This is a genomic window from Pseudomonas sp. FW305-28 (genome assembly GCF_017351395.1).
GTDB lineage: Bacteria > Pseudomonadota > Gammaproteobacteria > Pseudomonadales > Pseudomonadaceae > Aquipseudomonas > Aquipseudomonas fluorescens_AA.
Genome location: NZ_JACNDD010000094.1, coordinates 1 through 25,908 on the forward strand (window position 1 = coordinate 1; position 25,908 = coordinate 25,908).

The following is a 25,908-nucleotide window of genomic DNA, read 5'->3' on the forward strand; positions in this document are numbered from 1 at the left end:
TCTGCCCGGCCTCGCAGTTGAACGGGGCGCTGCGGCTTTGACTGTCGGGGCCGAAATACACCAGCTCTGCTTGCGCCTGGGGGCAGGACGCGCCGTCCAGGCTGACCTGTTGCGGGCGCGTGCTTTTGTTCACACCCAGCAAGCTGCGTCTCGTGTCGGTGGCCATGGCCAGTACGTCGACTTCGAAGGCGTCGTTATCCAGGCGTAGCACCTGGTTGAGCCAATGCTGTTGGATGAACTGCTGGGCCAGACCCACCGGCTTGAGTTCGAAACGCTGGCTGTCCAGCACCCGCACCATGCCTTTGGGGTACTCAGGTTCGTCGGCGAGCATGAACCAGTTGAGCATGTCCAGCCAGCCGTCGGCCGAGGCGTTGATGACCACGGACGTCCACCACAGGGCGGCGTAGTGGGTTTCCTGGTCGTAAGGGCTCAGGCTCGAGCCGCTGGACATGTTGGTCTGGTCCAGCAGCAAGGCCTTGTTCGGCCGGCCCTTGCTGTCCAGGCCCACCAGGCCGGCTGCACGGCGTACGCTGTTGCGATAGACCCGGGTCGCCAGCAGGTCGCGGATCATCCATTCATGCCAGGCCAGGGCGTCGATCTGGTCACCGTATTTGTCCAGCAAGCGCCGCGCCCAATCGATCCCGCGCCGCTCGACGGCGTTTTCCGCCAAAGGACCATTGGTGAACCGGGAGCTGGCCGGTATGGCAATGCGTACCCCGGCACGGGCATTGGCGGGGATGGCGCGAACCTGATTGGCCATGCTTTCGAACACCTGCTGGTAGCTGGCGAAATCCGGGTAGTTGAGGTTCGGCTCATCGGCGAAACTGAGGTAGTGGATGCCTTTGCCGCCCAAGGCGCGGGTCGCCATGAGCCAGGCTTGCAAACCGTTGTTGCTGACGCGGTCAGCCCGCAGGTCGGCCTTGCGCGCGCTACCGGCCAGCAGGGTGATGTCCCGGGTGATGCCGAAGCGGTCTTGGTACAGGCGCCGAAACTGATTTTCATGGTCCGGCCTGTCTGCGGTGATGTCGACCAGGCTGTAGTAGCTGGCGGCCTGGGGCTTGAGGGCTTCGATCACCGGGTAGGCCGATGGCGGAGGCATGACGTAGGGCAGGTAGACCCCCAGTTTCGGGGTTGTTCCCAGGACATCGCCATAGAGTTTCAGACGCGCCTGCCCCGGGTCCTGGCGCAGCGGTTGCAAATGCCCTGGGTCTTGGGCAAACAGGTTGGCCGTGCCATCCAGCCAGAATGCCGCCTTGCCGTTGCCCTGCAATTGCAGGCGCCAGGTTTGCTCCACATTGGCGACGGGCAATGCCACTTGATCGAACTGCCCATAGGCCGGATACGGCTTGAGGTTCAACTGCACCTGTTTGCCATCGGCGACGCGCCGGGCTCGCAGGCTGCGCACACCACCGTGGAACTTGCCCGCCAGCACGGCTTGTTCGCCGGGGGCGACCTTGAAATACAACTCATCGCCGTCGTGGGTTTCGGCATTGAAATGCACCTTGGCCGGGGCGAACAGCGCCCGGGTATGGGCGTCGTGTTCGACGGTGTAGCGGCGGAAACTGTAGCCGGGAATTTCCAGGCGATAGCTGGCGGCCCCCGGCAGCAAAGGCCACTGCTGCTCGCCACGTTCCTGGGCGGCCTTGATCAGGCGTTCACCCACCAAGCGTCCTTGGCCGTCGAGCAGGTACAGGTGTTCTGTGTTGGCATTGGCCTGCCAGGCGGGCACCCAGCGCACGGTCACTTGATCCGGGCGGTCGGTCTGCAGGTACAGGCTGCCGTCGCGGATGCCGGTCCATTGCATGGCCGCGCCATGGGCCAACAAGGCCAGGCTCCAGAGGCACAGGCCAGCGGCTATTTTCCACCCATGCCGTACTGGCCCCATCGCGAGCAAGCTCGCTCCCACAGGGGATTTGTGGTGCTCATGAAAATTGTGCGCGGCCCCAGTTTTTTGTGGGAGCGAGCCTGCTCGCGAAGGCGTCGGCACATTCACCATCCCTGCAAGCTGACTCGGCGCTTTCACAAGGGCATCACCATCCCCTGTGGGAGCGAGCTTGCTCGCGATGGCGGCTTGGCGGGCAACCCTGCTCATGCCGATTTCCCCAGCAGCATCTGGCGCATCGGCAGCAAGTCGCTGGGCAGGATGATCAGTGTCTGCCACAGCGCCACGCCGCTGAGGCGGCAGTACATCGCCAGCAGCGCCAGGGTTACGCCCAGGTAGGCGATTGAGGACGCGGCGGCAGCGCCGACGATGCCGTAGAGGGGAATCAGGATCAGGTTCAGCGCCAGGTTCAACAGCGCGCCCACGCCCATCAGCAGCGACACGGTGCCGGGTCGGTCCTTGCCCAGCAGATCCAGGCGCAGGATGCTCGCATAGCACAGTCCGAACAGTCCCGGCAGCAACGCCAGCAAGGCCGGATAGGCCGGTTGATAGGCGATGCCGAACAAGGTGACGATCAGCCACTCGCCGATCAGCGCCATGGTCAGGCAGGCGCCAAGCATCACCGTCGCGGTCAGGCGCAAGGCCAAGGGGGTCAGGCGCTGCATGTCGCTGTCCTGTTGCAGCAGGCGCTTCATCAGTGGTGTGGTGACGGCTTCCGGCACGATCAGCAGCAGCTCGGCGGCGGCGCTGGCCATGGCATAGTGCCCCAGGGCCGTGCTGCCCAGCAGGGCACCGATGAACAGGTAGTCCGAGCGCAGCAGCACTTGCTGGAACAGCAGGTCCGGATGGCTGCGGGCGCCGTAGCGCAACAGTTCGTTCTGACGGCTGCGATCCCAGCGCAGGGTGACCACATGATCGCGGCGCAACCACACCCAACCGGCCAGCACCACCAGGCTCAGGCCCGCCAGCCAACTGATCAGCGCCGCTTCCAGCGCCGTGTCTTTCCACATCCAGAACAACGCGATAAACAACAGCAGGGGCGCCAGGGATTCCAGCAGGCGCAAGGCATTGAAGGCGCCCACGCCACCGGAAGCGTTGTGCAGCGTCAGCAGGCCACTCTTGAGCACGGTCAGCGGCACGGCCAGCAACAGTAGCCAGGCGAGCAATCCCAGTTGCGTGGTGATGTCCAGTTCACCGCCGAACTCGCGCACCAGCGCCACCACCAGCAAGGTCAGCAGCCCGGCCAGCAGGCAACCGAATACCAGCACCTGGCTGAGTAACAAACCCATTGAACGCTGCTGCGCCGCCTGATAACCCACGGCGGAATTCAGGCCGCCGCTGGTGGCGGCGCTGATCAGGTCCGGCAGGGTGCTGAGCAAGGCAAACAGCCCCCGTTCGCTGGGCCCGAGAATCCGCGCCAGCAGCACATTGCGCAGTAGGCGCAGGCCGATCATCGCCAGGCGCGTGCCCATGCTCAGAGCCAGGTGCTTGAGGTAATGAGCACGGCTCATGGACGTGTCCCTCGGCGAATTCGCCAGGCCAGTAATTCGGGATGATGGGCATTGCGCTGGCTGACGCCGAAGCGTGGCAGGTTCAAGGGGTCGCCGTCGTTGCGATACAGCCCCGCCTCGGTGCCCAGGGCAAAGCTAAAGCCGTGGGCCGCCACCTGTTGGCGCACGCGGGCATCGTGATCGCCGTTGGGGTAGCAATACACCGGCAAGGGTTGCGCGCAGCCGTTTTCCAGGGCCGTCCAACTGCGCGTCAGTTCTTCGTGCAGGCGCTGGTCGTCCAGCCCGGTCAGAATCGCGTGGCTGGCACCATGGGGGCCGAAGCGGATCAGGCCGGAATCTTCGAGCATGCGCACCTGGGACCAGTCCAGGGCCTGGGGCTGGGAACCCTGCGGGCAGGCGTCGGTGAGTTCGCTCAAGGTACGTGGATCGAGGCTCTTGAGGCTTTGCAGGTAATGCAGCAACGCCAGGCTGCGACGCTCGTCGTCGATGTCATCGAGCAGCACCGGCAACGGACGGCCGGCGTGCTGCAAGTGTTCGATCAACGAATGCCGGGCCACCTGGCCATGGCTGCCCCACAGGGTCTCGCCAATGCTTTCCCACCAGAAGTGCTGGCGGCTGCCGATGAAATCGGTGGACAGGAAAATACTCGCCGGTACCTGGTATTGGCGCAGCAGCGGAAAGGCATTCATGGCGTTGTCGCGCCAGCCGTCGTCGAAGGTCAGGGCCACCCGCGGGCGGTTCGGGACGCTTTCAGGATCAGCCAGCAACAAACTCATCAGCGGCACACACTCGAAATGCCGTAGCAGCCAGATCAGCAAGTGTTCAAACGCGTCGGGCCCCACGCACAGCTCGTTGCGGTGGGGCAATTCGGCGGCGCGGTCGTTGTTCAGTACGCGATGCAGCATCAGGATCACGCCGGCACCACGCAGGGGGTGGCGGCCCAGGGACGTGTTCAGGTACAGCCAGCCGCCGGTGCGCTTGAAGACTTGTTTGATCGACATCGGCTCTTCTCCTTAGCGATTCTGCTCGGGGTTCCATTGGCTGTAGCGATGACCCCGCAGGAACTGCCAGAGCCCGATGCTCATGCCCGCCAGCGTCACCAGCACGAACGCCGCCAGGCGAAAGGGCCGGGGCAAACGGTGGCCGGCATCCATCAAGCCGATCAGCGCCATGGCGTAGCCGAGCAACTGCGCCAGCAGGCTCAGGCGGTAGAACGGATGGTCGTTCCACAGCCAGGCATTGCTCAGCAACAGGGGCAGCAGCAACACCGGCGCCAGGCGGCGGATCAATTTGTGGCTGATCAGCCCGATGGCGTAGAGGCCATGACGCAGCGGGTTGAGCAGCTCCCGGCGTTGGGCCAGGCTCTGCAACCCGCCAACGGTGACTCGCTGGCGCCGGCGAAACTGCTTGTCGGCCTCGTCCACGCCCTGGTCGGTCACCCGGGCCCGTGGCACGTAGACGATGGACTTGCCGGCGGCCGGTGCGCAGGTGCTGAGGAAAAAGTCATCGTTGACCTGGGCCGGGATCGGCTGGAACAGCGCCCGACGCAAAGCCAGCAGGGCACCGTCGGCCGAGACCATGCAACCGGTGCGGCTCTCCACCCGCCGCAACCAGCCTTCGTAATGGCGATACAGGCTGTCGCCCAGGCTCAGGCCCTTGCCCGGCACCGGAATTTCCATATGCCCGGCACAGGCGCCGACTTCCGGATCGCCCAGGGGCGCCAGCAGGTGGCCGAGGGTATCGGCGGCCCATTGGTTGTCGGCGTCGGTGAACACCAGGATCTCGCCGCGGCTGTGGGCGACACCGGTATTGAGGGCGGCGGCCTTGCCCTGGCGCGGCAGGTCGAGCACGGTGATGCGCGGGTCGATCACTTTGCGTGCGCACACCACCGTATCGTCGGTGGAGCCGTCGCTGGCGAGGATGATTTGCAGCGAGTGCGCCTGGTAATCCTGAGCGAGCAAGGTGCGCAGCTTCTCCTCGATATGCCGGGCCTCGTTGTGGGCGGCAATGACGATGCTCACGTCCATCGGCAACGCCTTGCCATAGCGCCGCAGCGGAAACAGCGGCGCCAGCAGGCTCAGCATCAAGGGATAACCGAGGTAGGCGTACACCGGCAGCAGCAGGCACGACCAATAAATGAACTCAGCCACGGGCAGGTCTCCTGACGTTCCAATGACACAGGTTGAGCAGCAGGGCGGCGCCGGTCAGGTGCAGGCGCACCCCATGCAATGCCCACAATTGCAGGGTCAGGCGCGGGTCGCGCCGGCTCTGGCGCAGGCTCAGCAGCAGAGGCGGCAGCGCAGTGACCAGCAACAGCATCTGCGCCAGGTGCAACTGCCCCTGGAGCACCGCGAGCAGGGCCAACAGGTCCAGGCACCAAGCGCCGACGGACAGGGCCGGGAAGCGCAGCAGGCGCAGGCTCGGGCCATGGCTGCGCAGCAATTGCAGATGACTGCCCTGGCGCCACAACTCCTTGCTCATCCACTCGCGCCAACTGCCTTCGTAGCCCCAGTGCAGGGCCACGCTTTCGTTGACCAACAGCAATTGCGCGTCGGCCTGGCGCAGGCGCAGGGAAAAATCCTTGTCTTCGCCGGTACGCAGGGTTTCGTCGAAGCCGCCGACCCGTTCGAACCAACTGCGGCGCATCAACAGGTTGGCGCTGGGCAGCCACTGCACCCGATGCAAGAGGCGTGACCCCGGACGTTGACTGCGGCGCTGCCAGGCTTCGGCAAACCACGGTGCCTGCCGGGGCGTGTCCAGGTCCAGGCCCAGTACATCGCCCTGGTGGCCTTCAAGCTCCAGCAACAGCTTGAGCCAGTCGGCCGGCATCTCGATGTCGGCGTCGATGAACGCCAGCCAGTCGCCGCTGGCGAGGGCGGCGCCGCGATTGCGCAGGGCGCCGATGTGCACGCCCGGGACGATCAGCACCCGGGCGCCCAGCTCGTTGGCGATGCGCGGGCCGTGGTCGTCGGAGCCGTTGTCCACCACGATCAACTCGCACGCCAAGCCTGCCTGGCGGGCCGCTTCCCGGGCCGCCTGCAGGGTCCGGCCGATGTGTCGGGCCTCGTTGTACATCGGGATCACAATGCTGACGCCACTCATGGACGAGCCTCCTGTGGCGCGGCCTGTTCGGCGTCGTAGCGCAACACGCTGGTGAGGGCGAGCATGATCCACAGCAACTTGTGGTTCGGCGCACTGAGAAACATCAGGAACAGCCCCAGCGACAGGAAACTCATGCCCAGGTGCGTCAGCAGGTCCGCCTGCGCCCAGTCGCGGCGCTGCAACCAGAGCCGACGGGCGTGCAGCAGGTTGTACAGGCCAAGGCCAAGCATGCCGACGAACATCAGCCCGCCCGGCACGCCGATTTCGCTGAAGATTTCCAGGTAGGTGTTATGGGCGCGGCGATACAGGTCCCCCAGCTTGCGGTTGGCCGAGAACGCCTTGGCATAGCCGGTGGGCGCGTAGTGCAGGGGAAAGGTTCCGGGCCCTGACCCGAGTATCGGGTTCTCGCGGATCATCTGGCTGCCGACCAGGATGTACGAGGCACGGCGACCCAGGGATTCGTCCTTGTGGGCATTGACGCCGGCGCTGAGGATGCTCAACGACTGAATGCGTGCCACGTAGCCGGCGGGCATCACCGCGACCGCCAGGGGAATCAACAATGCCAGCCCGAGCATGGCGAAGCCCAGGTGCCGCGGACGGATGCGCGGCAGTTGTGCACGATAGTGGTACAAGCCGATCACCAGGCTGAGCAACAGCACCACCAGCCCGGAACGCGACTCGGTCTTGGTCATGCCACCGAGCAACAGGATGAAACCCCCGCTCCAGAACAATCGGTGCAACAGGTTCGGACTGCGCAGCACCAGCCACAAAGCCAGCGGTACGGTGAACGCAATCAACAGCGCAAAGACGTTGGGGTCTTCCAGCAGGCCCGAAGCACGGCCCTGATCCTGATATTTGGCCGAGAACATCGCGAGTACGCATGTGGTGGAGACGCTCACCGTCATCAGGCGGGCGAACAGGTCCAGGTTCAGTTCGCGACCGATCAGCAAGGTGATCACGAATAGGACGATCCCCACGGTCAGCTCCCGCAGATGGGTCAGGGACAGGTCCATGTTTTCCGAGAGCAACAGGCTCAGGCCATACAGCACCATGAAGCCGATCAGGGGCTTCCAGATGTTGCTGCGCAAACGTGTCGCGGGAATCTGGTGCAGGGCCAGTTGCAGCATCAGGATCAGGATCAGCGCCAGGCCAAAGAACTTGCTGCCGGAAAACGCGTTGTCCTTGAACAGGCCTTCGAATGGCACCAGCGCGGCAATACCCAGCAAACCCCAGCCGGGCTTGCGGTACAGCACGGCGACGCCGACCAGGCCGAGCACCGCGCCCGGGGCGAGGAACGGATAAGGGCTGGCCAGCAACGCCAGGCACACCAGGCCCAGCAGGCTGACGATCGAGAGTGGGACTATCATGAGCGAGCCTCCCGCGCCGTGCGGATGTAAAGCTGCGACCAGCGTTCGGCCAGCGTGCGCAGGTCGTAGCGATCCTGTTGGGTGCGGCGCGCGTTGTCGGCCAGGATCCGCGCCAGGGGCGGTTCGCTGAACAGCGTTTCGATCTGCGCCGCCAGGTCCGCACTGTCGGCCGGTGCCGCGAGCAGGCCGTTATGGCGGTCCTGCAACACGTCGGGAATGCCGCCGACACCGAACGCCACCACTGGCACGCCGGCCTGCATGGCTTCGAGCAGAATCATCGGGGTGCCTTCGGTGCGCGAGCTGATCACCAGCGCGTCGAGGCGACTCCACCAGGCATTCATGTCGGTCTGGTAGCCGGGCAATTCGATGCGCGTGGGCAGCCCGGCGTCGGTGATGCGCTTGAGCAGCACCTGGCGTTCCGGGCCGTCGCCGAGCATCACCGCGTGCAGCGACGAATGCCGCTGGCACAGGGGGATCATGGCATCGAGGAACAGGTCCGGGCCTTTCTCGCTGCTCAGCCGGCCAACATAGCCGACCCGCCAGCGTTGCTGGTCGGTGCGGTGGGCCAGTGGCGTGCTGGCCGCTGGCAGGCCGTTGGGGATCACGTCGAGTTTCTCCGCCCGCACGCTGGCCCGACGGTGCAGCGTGGCGATGCTCTCGGCCACGCAGACCACTCGCTTGACCGAGGCGGTGCGGCACAGTTGCAGGCTCAGCCAGGTGTAGAAACGCTGCTTGGGGCTGCGCGGCGTGAAGCCATGCTGGGTGATCACCAGCGGCAGGCGCAGCAGCGTGGCCGCCGACCAGCCGAACAACAGCCCCTTGAAGTTGTGGGTGTTGATCAGCGGTCGCTCGTCCCGGCGCTGGCGCAGGTGCTGCAACAGCTCGGCCCAACTGGCGCAGTGACGGCAATCGACCCCAGCCTGGCGAAAACGCGTGATCAAAGTCGGTGGCGCCGCCAGGAACAGCACCTCGTGCTGTCCGGGCGTTGCCAGGCAATGATCGAGCAGCATCCGCTCGGCCCCATAGAAGCCACCGCTGTCGAGCAGATGAATGATCGACAGGGGGCCGCTGTGGCGGGGCGGGTCGAACGGCGCGTTCAATTTCGCACCCAATGGACAAGGCTGGGCAGGCTCCAGTTGCGGTGCGGGTTGACCTGCTCGGGGGACTGTTCGTTGATCACCAGCAGCACCGGCACTTCCAATTGCCGGGTGATTTGCGCTGGGTGCTTGAAGCGGTGATCGAAGAACTCACGCACATAGACCAGGGCGATCGCCAGCAGCAGGCCGCTGAACATGCCGAAGACAATGATCAGCATCGGCTTGGGAAAGGCCGCCGCGGTCGGTTCGAACGGCGGGCTCAGGACCCGGGCGTTGGACAGGTCGTTGTCCAGCGAGCGCGCGGTGCTGGCTTCGGCGAAGCGCTGGGCGTAGGTGGAGAAGGCCGCATGCAAGGCGTTGATCTCGGTGTCCATCTGCCGCAGCTTGCTTTGGGTTTCCTGCAACTGATGGATGCGCTCCTTGAAGGCGGCGATGCGTTCGACTTTCTGATTGATCACCGAACTGACCACCGCCAGATCTGTGGTGCGTTCCTGGATCCGGTTGTTGACCACTTTCAGGAACTGCTGGCGCGTGCGGACGATCTGTTCCCGGGCCAGCAGCATCGGTTCGCTGCTGGGCTGGAAGATCGCCAGGTCATTCATGTAGCGGCTGACCTGGCTGGTCAGTTGCTCGCCCAGTTGTTTGATCTCCCGATCCTCGAAGGCGATGTTGTCCACGGTGGTGGTGAAGGTGAACGGGAAGGTGTAGTCGTTGAACCGGGAGCTGTTCGCCGCCGCCAGGCTGGTCTTGAGGTAATCGAGCCAGCGTTGGCTTTGCAGCAGGCGATCCTGGTACAGGTTCAGGGCCTGTTCTTCGGTGTTGATGGCGTTCAGGCGGAAGGTGATTTCTTCCTTGGGATCGGACGAGCCGATGTTTTCCAACAGCCCCAGCCGAGTACCTTCCAGGCCGTCGAGGCGGGTCTGGTATTGGGCTTTCTTCTGCTCATAGAAGGTCTGCGGCAGTTCGATCGATTGCAGGTCCTGGCGGCTGCTGAGGTAGTTTTGCAGCAGCTGTGCCACGAAGCGGGTGCCCTGGGCCGGGTCGCCGAAACTGTAGACGATGGAGATGACGTTGGAGCCGGGCAGGGTCTCGATCTTCAGGTTTTCGATGGCCTCGTCGGTCAGCGTATCGAGCACGGTGTCGCGCACCGGATCGACCTCCAGCCCCAGGCCGTCGCGCAGCGGGTTGATGACGTATTCGCGCAGGGGTTGGGTGACGTATTTCTTGAGCGGCTCGCTCACCCACTTGTTGAGAATACCTGGGCTTGGGGTGTAGTCGCCCTGGTCGCGCAGGGCACTGATGGTCTGCCGGATCAACGCCGGTGAGCGCAGGATATTGCTCTCGGTTTCCATGTCCGCCAGGGATGGCGGGATGAAGGTGGCGTTTTCCTGGTTCAGCGACGTGGTGGCGTCGCCCTGGGAGAGTTTTTTCGACTGGACGATCACCTGGGCGGTGATGTCGAAGCTCTGCTTGAGCATCAACGGCAGCACCAGGGCGATCACGGCGAAGATCAGGAAGACGCGCTTCACCCACTGCTTGTTGGCGAAGAAGATCCTGAAGAACTCATGCAAATAATTTTCCTTGGGATTCATGATCAATTACCTGCTGCAGAAGTGTCGGTACTGGATCTGCTGCTGTTGTCGCCTTTGCTATCGAGGCGGTAGCCCAAGCTGACGCCAACACCCTGGAACAGCACCACGTCGGCCAATTGCCGAGCCATTTCACCGGCTTTGGCCAGGCCGGTCTTGGGCACGTACAGCATGTCTTCCGGCTGCAAGTAGGCGATCTGCGAGGCATCACCGCTCAGGGCTTTTTCCACGTCATAGTGGCGGGCTTCGACCTGGTTGCCGTTGCGCCGCATGATCACCACCGAATCGAGCCGGGCCTTGACGTTGGTGCCACGAGCCAGGGTCAGGGCCTCGAGGACCGAGATCGGCCGGCGGATCGGGTAGGAACCAGGCTGCGCCACCTCACCGAGGACATAGATCTCGTTGCCGGCGGTGGACTTGAGCAGCACGTCGACGGTCATGTGGCCTGGTAACTGGGCGTAGCGCTCGTTGAGGAAGGTTTCCAGTTGGGTCACGGTCATGCCTTGCAGTGGCACGGAACCGATTTCCGGGAAGCTTGCGTAACCATCCCGGCCCACGATGATCTCCCGGCTCATGCCTGTGGCCGGGTGGGTCAGGGTGTTGCGCAGGTTCGTCTCGCTGCTCAGCGGGCTGGTCACCATTACCGTCAATTGGTTGCGATTGGGCTGGAACAGCATCTTCTGGTCATAGGCGCGCTGGACCGCCAGGCGGGCTTCGTCGGTGGTCAGGCCGGCGACCTTCACCGAGGTGTTGGCCCCTGGCAGTTCGATGCTGCCGTCGGGCATCACCTGTTGCGTGCCGTTGAGCTGGCTGGCGGCGGTGAAGTTCAGCGCCACCTGGTCGCCCGCCTGCACCCGATAGGCCTGGGGCCCGGTGGTGCTGATGTGGAAGATCACATCCAGCACGTCCTGGGGCCGCAGGGTCTGTTCGACCTTGGGCATGTCGGTGGCCTGGGCGTTGGCCGGTGCAGCCGTGAGGATCTGCACCGGCATCGAGCGGGTATCGCTGGTACTGGAGCAACCGGCAAGCGGCAGCAACAGCAGGACAAGCATTCTGGCGTTCATCTCGTCATCCTTTTGCAGGCTTACAGGTTGTTGTAGAGCCACTTGGGCATGTAGTACTTGCGGCGGTTGAACACGCTGCCGACCACTTTCGCGCCGGCTTGGGACAGGCGCTGGCGGGCGGCCTGGGCCACCTCCCAGCGGGTGTCTTCACCGCGCACCACCAGCACCACGCCATCGACCTGGGTGCTGAGCACCAGCGTGTCGCTGGCCGAATACACCGCGTCGGCGTCGATCACCACAAAGCGGTACTGCGCCGCCAGTTGCTTGAACAGCGGGCGCAGGCGCTCGGGGCTCAGGCGCTCGGCATTGCGACCCAGGCGACCGTGGGGCAGCACGTCGAAGGGCAGGCTGGACGCCTGCACCACGCAGTCCTGCAACAGGGGTGGGGCGAGGCTATTGAACAGCAGGTCGGTGAAACCGCGTTCCTTGTGCAACGCCAGTTGCTGGCTGAGGTTGCGCGGTGACTGGCTGGCATCCACCAGCAGGACGCGACCGTTGCTCATCTGCGCCAGCTGAGCGGCCAGTGCCATGGCGCTGGTGCTGGTGCCGGTACCGGTGTTGGCGGACGTCAAGAGCAGGGTCCGCAGGGAAGGGTCGAGCACGGTCGAGGTCAGGTTGGTCTCGCTCGGGCTGGCTATGGTCAGGATATTCGTTGAACCGTCCATTTAACTCGCTCCGTGGCCGCTGAAAACTTTGAAGGGGGTAAGCATCAGGATCTTCAAGTCCAGCCACAGGCTTTGTTCAGCGATATAGCTGAGGTCCAATTCCACGCGCTGGTCGAAGTCGATATTGCTGCGTCCGGAGATCTGCCACAGGCCGGTCATGCCGGGGTAGATGCTCAGGCGCACAAGATGGTTGTCCTTGTAGCGATAGGCGTTGAACGAGGTCGGCCGCGGGCCCACCAGGCGCATGTCGCCGGTCACTACGTTGATCAGGTTCGGCAGTTCGTCGAGGCTGCTGCGACGCAGGAACCGGCCGATGGGCGTGATGCGCGGGTCGTTGTCGATCTTGAAGTCGATGGCATCGGCGCCGTGTTTGTTGAGGTGGCGCAGCGACTCCTTGAGGGCTTCGGCGTCGGCGACCATGGTGCGGAACTTGTACATGCCGAACACCCGACCGCGATAGCCGGTGCGTTTCTGTATGAACAGCACCGGGCCCGGGCTGGAAAACTTGACCAGCAGTGCCAGGCCCAGCAACAGCGGGCAGAAGACCACCAGGATCGCCAGTGCGCCGAGGCCGGCCACCACCCGATTGGTGCGCGAGACTGTCCAGGGCCGGCCGCCGTCGCGACCGGTCAACCAACCACGACCCTGGCGGTGGATGGCCGCGTCCAGGCGCCTGCGGTGGTCGGGATCGACACGCTTATCGCGTCCGGGGGCATTGATCGCAATGATTTGTTCATGTCGGGTCATAGACTCCTCCGCTGAGATTGGGCCGCAAGCGGCGCGTGGGCAGGCACTAGGTAATACTCGAGGAACCACTGGATGAAGCGGCCCAGGCCGTCGTCCAGTTCGATGCCCGGCTTGAAGCCGGTGGCCCGCGCCAGGTCGCTGGCGTCGGCGCAGGTGTTGAGCACATCGCCCGCTTGCAGGGGCAGCAGTTCGATGCGGGCGGTGCGTCCCAGGTGTTTTTCCAGCAGCGCGACATAGGTGCGCAGCGCCACCGGGTGCTGCCCGCCGATGTTGTAGATCCGCCAGGGCGCGCGGCTGGTGGCCGGGCCCGGTTGTTCGTGATCCAGCAAGGGCGTGACCTGGGGCGCATGTTCGATCAGGCGGACAATGCTTTCGACGATGTCGTCGATGTAGGTGAAATCGCGCTGGTGCTCGCCGTGGTTGAACAGCTGCAGCACACGGTCTTCGGTGATGGCGCGGGCAAACTGGATCGGCGACATGTCCGGCCGGCCCCAAGGGCCGTACACCGTAAAGAACCGCAAGCCGGTGCAGGGAATACCGAACAGGTGGCTGTAGCTGTGGGCCATCAGTTCGTTGGATTTTTTGCTGGCCGCGTACAGCGACAGTGGATGATCGACATTGTCCTGCACCGAATAAGGCGTGCGCGGGTTGGCGCCGTATACCGAGCTCGAGGAGGCGTAGATCAGGTGCTTGACCGGATATCGGCGGCAGCTTTCCAGTATGTTCAGGAAGCCGGTGATGTTGCTGTCGACATAGGCCTGCGGGTTTTCCAGGGAGTAGCGCACGCCGGCTTGGGCTGCGAGGTGAATCACCACGTCCGGGCGCCGGGCCTGGAACAATTCGTCGATGGCCGGTGCGTCGGCCAGGTCGAGCCGCGCCAAGGGGAAGGTGCCGACCTGGTCGTTCACCCAGGCCACGCGGTCGTGCTTGAGCTGCGGGTCGTAGTAGTCGTTGAAATTGTCCAGCCCGCACACCCGATGGCCGTCGCGCAGCAGCCGCAACACGACATGGGCGCCGATGAAACCGGCTGCGCCGGTGACCAGGATGTTCACGCCTGTGGCCCTGGTGCCGGGGTGCCGGGCACAGTGTGGCGCAGCCCGATACCGCGATACAGCAGCCCGGCGGCGGCCAGGTGTTCGGGGTTGTACAGGTTGCGGCCGTCGATGATCACCCGGGCGCGCAACTTGTTGGCCAGCAGGTCGAAATCCACCACGCGAAAGTTCTTCCACTCGGTGCAGATCACCAGGGCGTCGGCGTCTTCCAGGGTGTCATCGCGGGTCGCACAGAGGTTCAGGTCCTTGCGATAGCCGTAGAGGCGGCGGCATTCGGACATGGCTTCCGGGTCATAGGCCTGGACCCGGGCGCCTTCGCGCCACAGCGCTTCCATCAGGTAGCGGCTGGGAGCTTCGCGCATGTCATCGGTGTTGGGCTTGAACGCCAGGCCCCAGATGGCAATCGATTTGCCGGCCAGGCCATCCGGGAATTGCTTCGCCAGTTTCTCGAAGAGGATGTGCCGCTGGCTGTCGTTGACGTCGGTGACGCTGCGCAGCAGGCGCAGCGGCATGCCGCTTTGTTCGGCGGTGTGCAGCAGGGCCCGCAGGTCCTTGGGAAAGCACGAGCCGCCGAAACCGCAGCCGGGGTAGATGAAGTGATAACCGATGCGCGGATCCGAGCCGATGCCCTTGCGCACCGCTTCTATGTCGGCGCCCAGCCGTTCGGTGAGGTTGGCCAGTTCGTTCATGAAGCTGATGCGGGTGGCGAGCATGGCATTGGCGGCGTACTTGGTCAGTTCGGCGCTGCGGTTGTCCATGAACATCAGTTTTTCGTGGTTGCGGCAAAAGGGCGCGTAGAGCTCCGTCATCTGGTCGCGGGCCAGGGGGTCGGCGGTGCCGACGATGATCCGGTCCGGCCGCATGCAATCGGCCAGGGCGCTGCCTTCCTTGAGAAATTCGGGGTTGGACACCACGCGCACGTTCAGCTGTTTCAGGCCGCGCCGGGCCAACGCCTGGCGGGCGCATTCGGCCACCTTGTCGGCGGTGCCCACCGGCACCGTGGACTTGATGACCAGGGTGCGGTCGCTGTCCATGAAGTCGGCGATCTGCCGGGTGACGGCCAGCACATGGCTCAGGTCGGCCGAGCCGTCTTCATCGGCAGGGGTGCCGACGGCGATGAAAATCAGCTCGCCGTGATTGACCGCGTCGCTGGCCTGGGAACTGAACGACAGGCGTCCGGCCTTGATGTTGTCTTCGAGCAGATTGGACAACCCCGGTTCGCTGATGGTCGGTACGGCCTGTTGCAGTTGCCGGATCTTGTTCGGGTCGATGTCGATGCACAAAACACGGTGTCCGACGTCGGCCATTGCAGCCGCCTGGATCAACCCGACATACCCCGTACCAAATACGCTCACGTCCATTTTTGGCGCGCCTCGCAGACCGAATGATGTAACTCGGATGAAACTGTTTAGAGGGGTATAGCGCAGCTTCAGAAAAGCGTGTCAGCAAAATGACAGTTGTCAGTGTTGGCAATTCAAGTGAAATCGGGCCTTTTGATATCAAGTCATTGACTGATCTAGCAAAGTGGCTGTTTTACTGGGGATGGTTGGCATTTAACAAAGCGATAAACGGTCGTTATCCATAGATTTTTATATTTTGTTACCTATTTTCGTGTCGTTTTTGGGGTAACTTTTTTTTGACGCTTGGTTGGGGTGGGGCGTTTCTTGCGCTTTGAAAATCGGCTGCTAACGTGCAGGAACGAAGTGCTTTCGACACCGCGATCCGGTCGAGGAAAACATGGCCCGCTACCTCAAGGAATTGCTGCTGTTTTTGTACCTGCTCAAGGGGTACGCCTATTACCTCGACCGTCTCGATGCGTTGGGCCTGGGCTTGGCCACCTTGCTGTTCGGCGCCATGTTCGTGCTGTTGGTGGTGGCGCTGTGGATGTGCGCCTACATACGCCAGACGATGGTCAGGCATGTGTTTGCCTTGGCGCTGTTCGTGTCAGCGGTTTTTTTTGAGGTGTACACTCAGGTCACGGACAGTTACCTGACCTACAGCCAGTTCGTCTCGCTGGTGTACTCGGGAGGGTTCATCCAGGAAGCGGCCTATCAGTATCGCCAGGTGATCATCAACGCGGCGATCGGCGGCTTGTTGCTGTTGTTCGGCATCGCCCTCAAGCCTCGTCGGGCGCTGCGAGTGCCCGGTTATCTGCCGGTACTCGCGCCCGTACTGGGCGTGGTGTTGCTCAGTGGCGTGCTGTTCGTTCGGGCGGGCGAGGGCGCGCGCGGCCTGCCGGTGATGTACACGCCGTTGGCCTATTTGAATCTCTTCGCCTACGAGTCCTTGCACAACACCATCGGCCCCCGGGAACCGGTCACCCTGGCGCGGCGATCGTCTTTGATCGAGCAGGACATCGTGCTGATTATCGATGAAAGCATTGGCGGCAATTACCTGGATATCAACACGCCGTCTGGCGTGCACAGCGGCCTGAAGACACCGCCCGAGGGCGTGGATATTTTCAATTTCGGCTACGCGGCTTCCATCGCCAATTGCAGCGCCGACACCAATGTCACCTTGCGCTACGGCGGTACTCGCGCTGACTACATGCGCATCAACAGCACTCGGCCGTCGATCTGGCAGTACGCCAAGCAGGCCGGCTTGCGCACCGTCTACATCGACGCCCAGCGCACTGGCGGCAATCTGCAGAATCTGATGACCGACCTGGAAAAACAGGACATCGACGAATTCGTCCAGTTCGACCAGGCCAGCGTGCGTGACCGCGACATGGCGGCGGCGGCGAAGTTGATCGAGCTGTTGGGCGACCACCAGGCTGAACTGGTGGTGATCAACAAGGTGGGGGCGCATTTTCCAGTGCACGACAAATACCCCGACGACTTCATGAACTACCGTCCGGCCTTGCCTCGCGGGCAGTTCCAGGAAGTGGCCGACACCGGCAGGCGCGACGGTTTCAATGGCCAGCAAGATGACTGGCTGCTGTACCGCAACGCCTACCAGAACACCTTGCTGTGGAATGTCGGCGAGTTCTTCAAGCGAATCTTCCAGCAGGCCGATTTGAGCCATGCGGTGTTGATCTACACCTCCGACCACGGCCAGGATCTGCACGAGCGCGGCAATCCCGGGCTTAACACCCATTGCGGCGGCGACCCGGTGGCCGAAGAAGGCTTGGTGCCGTTGGTGGTGATCCAGGGCCGCTCATTGCAGACCCTCGATTGGCGCAATGCCTGGGCCCGGAACAAGGACCGCTCCAGCCACTACAACATCTTCCCGACGTTGTTGCAGTTGATGGGCTACGACCCGGTCGGGGTTGAGTCGGCCTATGGAAAATCCCTGAACCAGCCGACCGATGACGACTTCACCTTCAACTACCGCTTCAACGCGCGGCTGGGGGCGAAACCGGCGTGGAAACATATCGACCTGGACAACATCGTGACACCGCATTCCGGCCAGGTTGAAATGGCAGTGGGGCATTGACTCTATACGCTGAGCTCTTTGGGAGTGGGCTTGCTCGTATGAGGCCGGCACATCCAACATCTTCATCGACTATGACGCCGCCTTCGCGAGCAAGCTCGCTCCCACATGGATTTTCGGCAGCCACAAAATGTACATACGCCGCAGAGCCCTGTGGGAGCGAGCTCGCTCGCGATGAGGCCTGCCCATCCACATCACCGCCAGCTGATACACCGCCTTCGCGAGCTCTCGCCTGGGCCGGCATTGCGGCTAATTCCGCTATCCTGAGCCTCACGTTCATTCATCGAGCCTGTTCATGCTTGAAGTCCGCGATGTCTATAAAAGCTACCCCACGCCCCAAGGCCCGTTGCCGGTGCTGCAGGGCGTCGACCTGACCCTGATGCCCGGCAGCAGCCTGGCACTGATGGGGGAGTCCGGCAGTGGCAAGAGCACCTTGCTGCACCTGGTCGCCGGGCTGGACAAGGTGGATCGCGGCAGTATCCGCAGTGGTGAATATCGGCTCGACGGCATGAGCGAAAGCCAGTTGGCGAACTGGCGACGCACGGAAATCGGCCTGGTGTTCCAGCAGTTCAACCTCATCAGCAGCTTGTCGGTGGAAGACAACCTGGCGTTCCAGGCGCGCCTGTGCGGCCGCCATGACGCGGCCTGGCAAGCCCATCTGGTGCAGCGGCTCGGGCTTGCAGCGTTGCTGCGGCGTTACCCTGAACAGCTTTCCGGCGGCCAGCAGCAACGGGTGGCGCTGGGGCGGGCGCTGGCCTCGCGGCCGCCCCTGTTGCTGGCCGACGAACCCACCGGCAGCCTCGACGAAGCCACCAGCGACGAAGTGCTGCAACTGTTGCTGGAACTGCTGGAGGGCAGCCCCACCAGTCTGCTCATGGTGACCCACAGTCCACGGGTGGCGGCTCGCCTGGCCCAACGCGTGGTGTTGCACGGCGGACGGTTGGCGCAGGTGGCCCAGGGGTGATGATTTTTCGCCAGACCCTCAAGGCCTTGCTCAGCCATTGGCGCCAACACCCGGTGCAATTCTTCAGCGTGCTGATCGGCCTTTGGCTCGCCACCAGCCTGCTCACCGGCGTGCAAGCGCTGAACAGTCAGGCCCGGGACAGCTACGCCCGGGCCAGCCAATTGATCGGCGGCGAACCCCAGGCCAGCCTCAATGCCCCCGGTGGCGGCACCTTTTCTCAGCAATGGTTTATCGATTTGCGGCGCCAGGGCTGGCCGGTGTCGCCGGTGTTGCAGGCTCGGGTGCTGCTCGAGGGGCACGAGGATCAGCGCCTGCAACTGATGGGCATCGACCCGGTGTCGCTGCCACCCGGCGCGGCCCTGGCGGGGCAGGCGCGGGACATGAGCGAGGTGGTCGAGTTTTTTACCGACCCAGGTCGCACTTGGGTCGCCCCGCAAACCTTGCAGGCCTTGGGGCTGGGCGAGGGCGACCGGCCTCGTACCGTCGATGGGCAACCGCTGCCGCCGCTGCATGTCCAAGTGGACATGGCGCCGGGCGTGCTGTTGATGGACATCGGTTTTGCCCAAGCCGTACTCGGGTTGCCGGACCAGCTGTCGCGGCTGTTGTTGCCCGCCACATTCAACGCCGCGTTGCCGGAGGCCTTCCGTGATCGGCTGCAATTGACGCGTGCCGATGAAGAAAACAACCTGTCGCGCCTGACCGAAAGTTTTCACCTGAACCTCGACGCCTTGGGGTTTTTATCGTTCGTGGTGGGGCTGTTCATCGTTCACGCCGCCATCGGCCTGGCCCTCGAGCAGCGTCGCAGCCTGCTGCGAACGCTGCGGGCCTGTGGCGTCAGTGTGCGGGTGCTGGTCACCAGCCTGGCGATTGAGCTGGGTGTGCTGGCCTTGCTGGGCGGGATCGCCGGGGTACTCAGCGGCTACTGGCTGGCGGGCCTGTTGTTGCCCGATGTCGCGGCGAGCCTGCGGGGTTTGTACGGCGCCGAAGTGGCCGGGCATTTGAACCTCAGCCTGGGGTGGTGGCTCAGCGGTGTCGGCCTGAGCTTGCTCGGTGCGTTGCTGGCCGGGGCCGACAGCCTGTTGCGGGCGGCGCGTTTGCCCTTGCTGGCGTTGGCCAATCCCCAGGCCTGGCATCAGGCCCATGGGCGCTGGCTGCGACGCCAGGGTTGGGTGGCGACAGGGGCGGGGTTGATTGCCGCCTCGGCGTTGGTCTGGGGCGACAGCCTGGCCAGCGGTTTTGTCCTGATGACTGCCTTGTTGCTGGGTGCGGCGCTGGCCTTGCCGGTGTTGCTCAGCAGTGCGCTGAAGCAACTGCTGCGCCGCAACCGCTCGGTGCTCGGGCAATGGTTTCTCGCCGATTGCCGCCAGCAATTGCCGACGCTGAGCCTGGCGCTGATGGCTTTGCTGTTGGCCTTGGCGGCGAATATCGGTGCCGGCAGCATGACCGCCGGCTTCCGCCAGACCTTCAGCAACTGGCTCGAACAACGGCTGACCGCCGAGTTGTACATCAACCCGCAAACCCCGGCCCAGGCGGTGGAGTTGCACGCCTGGCTCAAGCAGCAACCGGCGATCACGGCTATCGTTCCCCTCTGGCAAGTCTCGATCCCGTTGCAGGGCTGGCCGACGGACATCCATGGCATCATCGATCACCCGCACTATCGCCAGCATTGGCCGCTACTGGAATCGGCCGGCGACAAGCCGTGGGAGCAACTGGCCGCCGCCGACACCCTGATGCTCAGCGAACAACTGGCCCGGCGCCTCAAGGTGAGGATCGGCGATCAGTTGACCCTGCCGACGCCACAGGGACCCTGGGCACTGCGCATCGTCGGTATCTACGCCGACTACGGCAATCCCAAGGGCCACGTGCTGGTCAACGCCGATCACTTGCTGGCGCATTGGCCGCAGCTGACGCCGAACCGTTTCAACCTGCGCATCGAACCGCCCGCGATCCCGGCGCTACTGACCGCGTTGCAGGGCCGGTTCAGCCTGGACGACAGCCGCATCGTCGACCAGGCCCGGCTCAAGGGCTGGTCGAGCCAGGTGTTCGAGCGCACTTTCGCCGCCACCGCCGCCCTTAACAGCCTGACCCTGGCGGTGGCTGGGGTGGCGTTGTTCATCAGCCTGCTGACCCAGAGCCAGAGTCGTCTCGGCCAGTTGGCGCCGCTGTGGGCGCTGGGGGTGACGCGTCGGCAATTGATGTTGCTCAACCTCGGCCAGACCTGGTTGCTGGCGCTGCTGACCCTGGTCCTGGCCTTGCCGCTGGGCATTGCCCTGGCCTGGTGCCTGGACGCGGTGATCAATGTGCAGGCCTTCGGCTGGCGCCTGCCGTTGCGGGTGTTCCCGTTGCAATTGGTGCAGTTGCTGGCCCTGGCGATGCTCGCCACGCTCCTGGCATCGGCCTGGCCGCTGTATGCGTTGTACCGCACGCAGCCGGCGGATTTGCTGAGGACCTTTGCCCATGAAGATTAAAATTGGCGTGTTGCTGCTGGCGTTGCTCAGCGGTTGTGATGATTCAGCGCCGCCACAAAAGGGCTTTGCCGGCCTCGGCGACCAGGCTGTCGCGTTCACGCCTGTCGTGCCTGGGCGGGCGTTCAGTTTTCCGGCCGACCACGGCATTCATGACGGTTTCCGTATCGAGTGGTGGTACGTCACCGCCAATCTCAAGGACGCCCAGGGCCGGGAATTCGGCGTGCAATGGACGCTGTTTCGCAGCGCCTTGGATGCCGCGCCCCAGGCCAGTGGCTGGCGCAACCAGACGATCTGGCTCGGCCACGCGGCGGTCACTTCCGCCACCGTGCACCATGCCGCCGAGCGTTATGCCCGAGGCGGAGTGGGGCAGGCTGGGGTGCAGGCGGTGCCTTTCGAGGCCTGGATCGACGACTGGCAATTCACCAGCCAGGCTGCTGCGGCCGAGCCGTTGGCGGACATGCAATTGAAGGCGCGCGACCGACGCTTCAGCTATGCGTTGCGGCTGACGTCGAGCCGCCCGTTGGTGTTGCAGGGCGATCAAGGTTTCAGCCAGAAATCCGCACAGGGGCAGGCGTCGTACTACTACAGCCAGCCGTTTTTCCAGGCCAGCGGTGAATTGGAAATCGACGGTCAGCGTTACACGGTCAGCGGCCCGGCCTGGCTTGACCGCGAATGGAGCAGCCAGCCCCTGACCGCCAACCAGACCGGCTGGGACTGGTTCTCCCTGCACCTGGACAATGGCGAGCACCTGATGCTCTATCGCATGCGCCACAAGGACGGCGCGCCTTACCTCACGGGCACCTGGATCGATGCCCAGGGCCGGACGCAAACCCTGCATGCCGCAGATATCAGTCTCGTGCCTCTGGACACCACCCAGGTCGCCGGACGCTCGATGCCGGTACGCTGGGCCATCAAGATCCCCGGCAAACAACTCGACGTGACCCTTCAGGCACTCAACCCCAAGGCCTGGATGGACCTGCGCATTCCCTATTGGGAAGGCCCGGTACGACTCAGTGGCAACCAGGGCGGCACGGGTTACCTGGAAATGACCGGCTACTGAGAATCGTCGGAACTCCCTGCGAACGTCGACCCTCATAACTGATGAATGTCTCGCAGGAGCCCGCCATGAGCGATGACCTCAAACTTCCGTCGCTGGCCGACTGGCAGCAGTTGTTCGACGACAAGGCCTATTGGCAGCAGTCCCCCGATGCCCACTTCACCGAGCTGATGCGGGTGGCCAATGACCTGTTCGGCCGGGGCACCATCGACCTGGCGCGCTGGCAGGATTTGAAGACCCAGGCCGAGCAACTGCACCGGCGCTCGCCGGATGCCAATGTCGCTGAAGAAGTCGCCGACCCCGATGCCTGAATCCCGAAAGATCCAAGGAGTTCGCCATGAAGCACAACCCCGATCGAACCCCATCCAACCCGGACGCACCGGCATTGCCCGGCGAAGTGGAACGCGATAACGATGCCTTGCGCCCCAATGATCCGGCCAAGCGCAAACAGCAACAGGGTGACCCTGAAACAGGGGACACCGATGCGCAAAAAACCGGACGGCGTGGCTGAAGTCCGGCTGGTATTAAAAAGAGTTTTTTAATGACTGTTTAATTTTCTTGTTTGGGTAACTTTCTGTATTTGTCCATGTTTTGTATAACTGTTTGCACCGCTGGCGAAGGAATCCTCCCTCACCACAGGTCCGGGTTCCGGTCCACGAATGTAACTGTACGAACATATGAGTCATGATCAGTCGTGCACAGCTACAACAAAGATAAACAATTATTTAAACAGCCTCGCGGACTTATTCTGAAAGTTCCATTATTATTGTGCCTGTTCGCCCAGTGTCAGGCTCTTTACCAGTGCATGGATTGCCGAGGCCGTCGCACTGGGCGAACACCGTCCTGAATCAATAACTGTCAATTATCAGAGTGCACATTGACCCACTGCGTTGGTCGATGGGTGAACGGCTGCCTGCGATTTCAACCGGCGGCCGGTACACGCCAGTCATCGGAACCCGAGGTGCCGCTGACTTCATGGGTCCAGGTGATCTTGCGATACGTGAAGTACACGTCTTCCAGATGGGTGAAGTGGGTGTTCTCCGGATCCTGGCAGTTGGGCATGTAGTCCTTGATATCGACGATGATCGCGTCCTCCAACGTAGTGGTGTAGTAGTGCTCCTGAGTGCCGGCGGCCGAAGTGCGGTACCACTGTATCTTGACTTCGGTCAGGCGTTCGCCGCTTGTCAGGGCAGCCAGCATCAGCGGCGAAGCCTTGTCGAATACCTTGGTGATGATCAGGGGTTTGTGTATGCGCTGGCCGGTGGGCTGACCGGACTGGGGATCGCGAGGGATGGTCACCTGATGCTCGAAAGCCTGCACCATGACCTGGTCTTCGTGACCCTCTTGGTAGGTGTTGCCCACTGAGTCGGCGGTAAACGCACCGGCAGTGATCAGACCTTGTTTGGTGCCTGTAACGGACATGTACGCGGGGATAGCCAAGGAATGCTCTCCTTCCTGGATAACGATAAGGTCCTGGGACGGGAATCGCCCCTAGGTGGCCTGACGGTTATCAAACGCTATGCCAGATTAGAAAAAACTATAAATATCAATAGCTTGATCTGAGTAAAGGCGGCTATTCCCTTCAGTCGGGCAACAAAGCGTACAAACGCTTGCCCGGTGCATTGCAGATATTCGCGACCCATCCGGGCGTCGCTCTAGCCGGGCAGAATCACCGAGGACGGCGCGCCGTGTTGCGCGCCGGTCAGGCAACTTATTGCCGTTTTATCCTTCGGCCTGTTCCTACACGCCCAACGCAGCTCTGCACTCATCAATGGAGCGCTGTTGCGTCTGGGCGTACAGCCCCAGCTCATCGATGGTCGCTCGCCCCAGCGCCGCTTCGAAAGCCTGGCGGTTGGACTGCCCGGCGTAATGGCTCTGGGCGGCATCGCCGAGGTTCGACTGGAAGATGCCGGCGGCGCTGACCGGCAGGAAGTCTTCGTACACCAAGGGCTCGGCGCGCAGGTATTGCTGTTCGAGCAAGTGTTCCAGGGACGCTGCTGGTTCGAGGGTGCCCTTGGCGGCGAGGCCCTTGGGCGTCGGGAAGTAGCGGAAATACGCCAATGCCTGTTGGCGCAACTCATCGTGGTTGTCCGGGAATGCGACAAAGTGTTCGGTCATCAACGCGTTGTAGCGTTCGGCGTTGGCTTCGTTGGGAAACGCCCCCAGCGCATCGCGTGCGGCATTCAGCAATTGGTCGTAGAGCCCGCGGCCCTTGGGCGTGAGCGCGGCGCCGCGTTGTTCGATTTCGCCGAAGCGGGCGCTGTGGCTGCCTTGGGCCTGTGGCTGGTCGGTGAAGGCGACGGGTTCGTCGAGTGCCTTGAAACTGGTCTGGCGCAGCAGGATCGGGCATTGGCGACGGGGTGGACCTTCGATCACGGCCTTGGGAGTAATGCCATGCACGGGCATCCGCGCCTGGACGATGTCGATGTCCAAGGTGCGCGGCGTCAGGTGATTGATGTGCGGGCCCTTGAACGCCACCACGTCGGCGATCAGGCGATGCTGGGCGCTCAGTTGCCGGTACTGTTCGGCGGTGACGGTGGCGCTGTGGTGCCAGCGGAAGGTTTCCAGGGCCTGCAGGACGAAGTCCTCGGCCTGGGCTTGCGTCAGGCCACCCTGGCGCTCGGCCAGGTCAATGAGCTCCAGGGCCCCGGAGGTGAAGATCTGCCGTTTGGCCAACACCGACTCGGCAAAGGCCCGCAGCTCGGAATTCTCGATCAGTTCCAATCGCAGCAGCGAGGTAAACACTCGGAACGGGCTCACCTGCAACGCGCTTTCATGCACGGCGCGAAACGCTGTGGAATGCACTGGCACCCCGGCCGGCGTGAGGTCGTAGTAGCCCACCGGCTGCATGCCCATGACCGCGAACAGTCGCCCCAGGGTCGCCAGTTCGGCGGCGGTGCCGACGCGAATCGCGCCGTGGCGTTCCAAGTCCAGGCGCTCGAGTTCGCCGGTGCTGCGCAGGTGTTCCGCCAGTGGCGGCTGTTCGCTCAGCACCTGGGCGTTGGTGTGTTCCACCAGCTTCATCAGGGCGCCATACAGCGGCACCTCGTCGCGGTACATGTCGGACATCGCTCTGGAGAAGCGTTGGCGGATCAGGTCGGGGCTGACGAAGCTCATCGTGAGAATTCCTGGCGAGGGCTGTGGGAAAGTTGAACGAAAGATCGCAGCCTTCGCCGGCCCCGGCAAACGAAGAATCTTCAGGACTTCATTCTGCCAGGGACTGATCCACCAGCTCGATCCAGTGCCGCACGGGCGTGCGACCGGCGCCGTCGAGGTGGTTCTGGCAACCGACGTTGGCCGTGACAATCATCTCCGGCTGACCGCTTTCCAGGGCATTGAGGCGGTTGTCGCGCAACTGCCGCGCCAAGGCCGGCTGGGTCAGCGAATAGGTGCCGGCCGAACCGCAACACAAATGGCCGTCGGGCACCTCGGTGAGGTTGAAACCCAGCCGCGTCAACAGTGCTTCGATGCTGCCGCCGAGTTTTTGCGCGTGCTGCAAGGTGCACGGGCAATGGACGGCGATGCGCTGGTTCCTGGCCGCGCAGATCTGTTCCAGCGGTTCGTTGCCGAGCACTTGCACCAGGTCCAGCGCTCGTTCGCTTACCTGCTTGGCCTTGGCGGCATAGGCAGGGTCATGTTCCAGCAGGTGCCCGTAGTCCTTGATGAAGGCGCCGCAACCGCTGGCGGTCTGGACGATGGCTTCGGCGCCGTGCTCCAGGTGCGGCCACCAGGCGTCGATGTTCTGTCGGGCGCGGTCCAGTCCGGTGGCCTGGGCATCGAGGTGATAATCCAGCGCACCGCAGCAGCCGGCCTGCGCACAAGGGATCACGCTGATGCCGAGTCGATCCAGCACTCGCGCTGCCGAGGTGTTGGTGTTGGGCGACAGGCCCGGTTGCACGCAGCCTTCGAGC

Annotated in this window: 22 protein-coding genes; 6 read left to right on the forward strand and 16 right to left on the reverse strand. The window is 63.3% G+C overall.

Going from position 1 to position 25,908, the window contains the following annotated elements; genetic code table 11:
- From J4E53_RS20545 to J4E53_RS20605, 13 genes are all read right to left on the reverse strand, one after another.
- Positions 1–1,885 (reverse strand): hypothetical protein (locus J4E53_RS20545; RefSeq protein ID WP_409077847.1); only part of this gene is annotated, 1,885 nt, incomplete at its 3' end.
- Between the two features lie 203 nt (positions 1,886–2,088).
- Positions 2,089–3,393, reverse strand: coding sequence for a lipopolysaccharide biosynthesis protein (locus J4E53_RS20550; RefSeq protein WP_103309923.1), 1,305 nt, complete (start codon positions 3,391–3,393; stop codon positions 2,089–2,091).
- Positions 3,390–4,394, reverse strand: a complete 1,005-nt coding sequence (locus tag J4E53_RS20555; RefSeq protein ID WP_060738225.1) for a polysaccharide deacetylase family protein — start codon at positions 4,392–4,394, stop codon at positions 3,390–3,392. Before J4E53_RS20555 ends, J4E53_RS20550 begins: the two co-directional genes overlap by 4 nt.
- A gap of 12 nt (positions 4,395–4,406) precedes the next feature.
- Positions 4,407–5,543 (reverse strand): glycosyltransferase family 2 protein, encoded by a 1,137-nt coding sequence (locus J4E53_RS20560; protein ID WP_103309925.1) that lies wholly within the window; start codon positions 5,541–5,543, stop codon positions 4,407–4,409.
- Positions 5,536–6,495, reverse strand: coding sequence for a glycosyltransferase (locus J4E53_RS20565; RefSeq protein ID WP_103309926.1), 960 nt, complete (start codon positions 6,493–6,495; stop codon positions 5,536–5,538). Before J4E53_RS20565 ends, J4E53_RS20560 begins: the two co-directional genes overlap by 8 nt.
- Positions 6,492–7,862, reverse strand: a complete 1,371-nt coding sequence (locus J4E53_RS20570; RefSeq protein ID WP_103309928.1) for an O-antigen ligase — start codon at positions 7,860–7,862, stop codon at positions 6,492–6,494. Before J4E53_RS20570 ends, J4E53_RS20565 begins: the two co-directional genes overlap by 4 nt.
- A complete protein-coding gene (locus tag J4E53_RS20575) occupies positions 7,859–8,962 on the reverse strand; it encodes a glycosyltransferase family 4 protein (RefSeq protein ID WP_103309930.1) in 1,104 nt (367 codons plus the stop codon). Before J4E53_RS20575 ends, J4E53_RS20570 begins: the two co-directional genes overlap by 4 nt.
- The gene (locus J4E53_RS20580; protein WP_060738220.1) at positions 8,959–10,551 is read right to left on the reverse strand and encodes a Wzz/FepE/Etk N-terminal domain-containing protein; all 1,593 of its coding nucleotides are present in this window, start codon (positions 10,549–10,551) and stop codon (positions 8,959–8,961) included. Before J4E53_RS20580 ends, J4E53_RS20575 begins: the two co-directional genes overlap by 4 nt.
- 2 nt (positions 10,552–10,553) lie before the next feature.
- Positions 10,554–11,612: a polysaccharide biosynthesis/export family protein gene (locus tag J4E53_RS20585; RefSeq protein WP_060738219.1), complete on the reverse strand. Its 1,059-nt coding sequence runs from the start codon at positions 11,610–11,612 to the stop codon at positions 10,554–10,556.
- Between the two features lie 20 nt (positions 11,613–11,632).
- Positions 11,633–12,277 carry a CpsD/CapB family tyrosine-protein kinase gene (locus tag J4E53_RS20590; protein ID WP_060738218.1) on the reverse strand — a complete coding sequence of 215 codons (645 nt, stop codon included), beginning with the start codon at positions 12,275–12,277 and terminating at the stop codon, positions 11,633–11,635.
- On the reverse strand, positions 12,278–13,024 hold the full coding sequence (locus tag J4E53_RS20595; protein ID WP_060738217.1) for a sugar transferase: 747 nt from the start codon (positions 13,022–13,024) through the stop codon (positions 12,278–12,280).
- Positions 13,021–14,076 (reverse strand): NAD-dependent epimerase, encoded by a 1,056-nt coding sequence (locus J4E53_RS20600; protein ID WP_103309931.1) that lies wholly within the window; start codon positions 14,074–14,076, stop codon positions 13,021–13,023. Before J4E53_RS20600 ends, J4E53_RS20595 begins: the two co-directional genes overlap by 4 nt.
- Positions 14,073–15,437, reverse strand: a complete 1,365-nt coding sequence (locus J4E53_RS20605; protein ID WP_103309933.1) for a UDP-glucose/GDP-mannose dehydrogenase family protein — start codon at positions 15,435–15,437, stop codon at positions 14,073–14,075. The genes J4E53_RS20600 and J4E53_RS20605 overlap by 4 nt, the downstream gene beginning before the upstream one ends.
- Before the next feature lie 376 nt (positions 15,438–15,813).
- Here J4E53_RS20605 and J4E53_RS20610 point away from each other — a divergent pair, with 376 nt between their 5' ends.
- The 6 genes from J4E53_RS20610 to J4E53_RS20635 all read left to right on the forward strand — a co-directional run bounded on the left by J4E53_RS20610 (position 15,814) and on the right by J4E53_RS20635 (position 22,508).
- Positions 15,814–17,511, forward strand: a complete 1,698-nt coding sequence (locus J4E53_RS20610; protein ID WP_103309935.1) for a sulfatase-like hydrolase/transferase — start codon at positions 15,814–15,816, stop codon at positions 17,509–17,511.
- A gap of 292 nt (positions 17,512–17,803) precedes the next feature.
- Positions 17,804–18,472 carry an ABC transporter ATP-binding protein gene (locus tag J4E53_RS20615; protein ID WP_060738213.1) on the forward strand — a complete coding sequence of 223 codons (669 nt, stop codon included), beginning with the start codon at positions 17,804–17,806 and terminating at the stop codon, positions 18,470–18,472.
- On the forward strand, positions 18,472–20,940 hold the full coding sequence (locus J4E53_RS20620) for an FtsX-like permease family protein (protein ID WP_103309937.1): 2,469 nt from the start codon (positions 18,472–18,474) through the stop codon (positions 20,938–20,940). Before J4E53_RS20615 ends, J4E53_RS20620 begins: the two co-directional genes overlap by 1 nt.
- Positions 20,930–22,000, forward strand: coding sequence for a lipocalin-like domain-containing protein (locus J4E53_RS20625; RefSeq protein ID WP_103309938.1), 1,071 nt, complete (start codon positions 20,930–20,932; stop codon positions 21,998–22,000). Before J4E53_RS20620 ends, J4E53_RS20625 begins: the two co-directional genes overlap by 11 nt.
- Positions 22,001–22,065: 65 nt before the next feature.
- Positions 22,066–22,308: a hypothetical protein gene (locus J4E53_RS20630; RefSeq protein ID WP_060738210.1), complete on the forward strand. Its 243-nt coding sequence runs from the start codon at positions 22,066–22,068 to the stop codon at positions 22,306–22,308.
- Between the two features lie 26 nt (positions 22,309–22,334).
- Positions 22,335–22,508 carry a hypothetical protein gene (locus J4E53_RS20635; protein ID WP_177431725.1) on the forward strand — a complete coding sequence of 58 codons (174 nt, stop codon included), beginning with the start codon at positions 22,335–22,337 and terminating at the stop codon, positions 22,506–22,508.
- Positions 22,509–22,918: 410 nt separating this feature from the next.
- On the opposite strand, the gene J4E53_RS20640 is transcribed toward J4E53_RS20635, so the two are convergent.
- From J4E53_RS20640 to glcF, 3 genes are all read right to left on the reverse strand, one after another.
- A complete protein-coding gene (locus J4E53_RS20640; RefSeq protein ID WP_060738209.1) occupies positions 22,919–23,437 on the reverse strand; it encodes an Hcp family type VI secretion system effector in 519 nt (172 codons plus the stop codon).
- A 300-nt stretch (positions 23,438–23,737) separates the two neighbouring features.
- Positions 23,738–25,114, reverse strand: a complete 1,377-nt coding sequence (locus tag J4E53_RS20645) for a VOC family protein (RefSeq protein WP_103309940.1) — start codon at positions 25,112–25,114, stop codon at positions 23,738–23,740.
- An 88-nt stretch (positions 25,115–25,202) separates the two neighbouring features.
- Positions 25,203–25,908 (reverse strand): glycolate oxidase subunit GlcF (gene glcF / locus J4E53_RS20650; protein WP_207268178.1); only part of this gene is annotated, 706 nt, incomplete at its 5' end.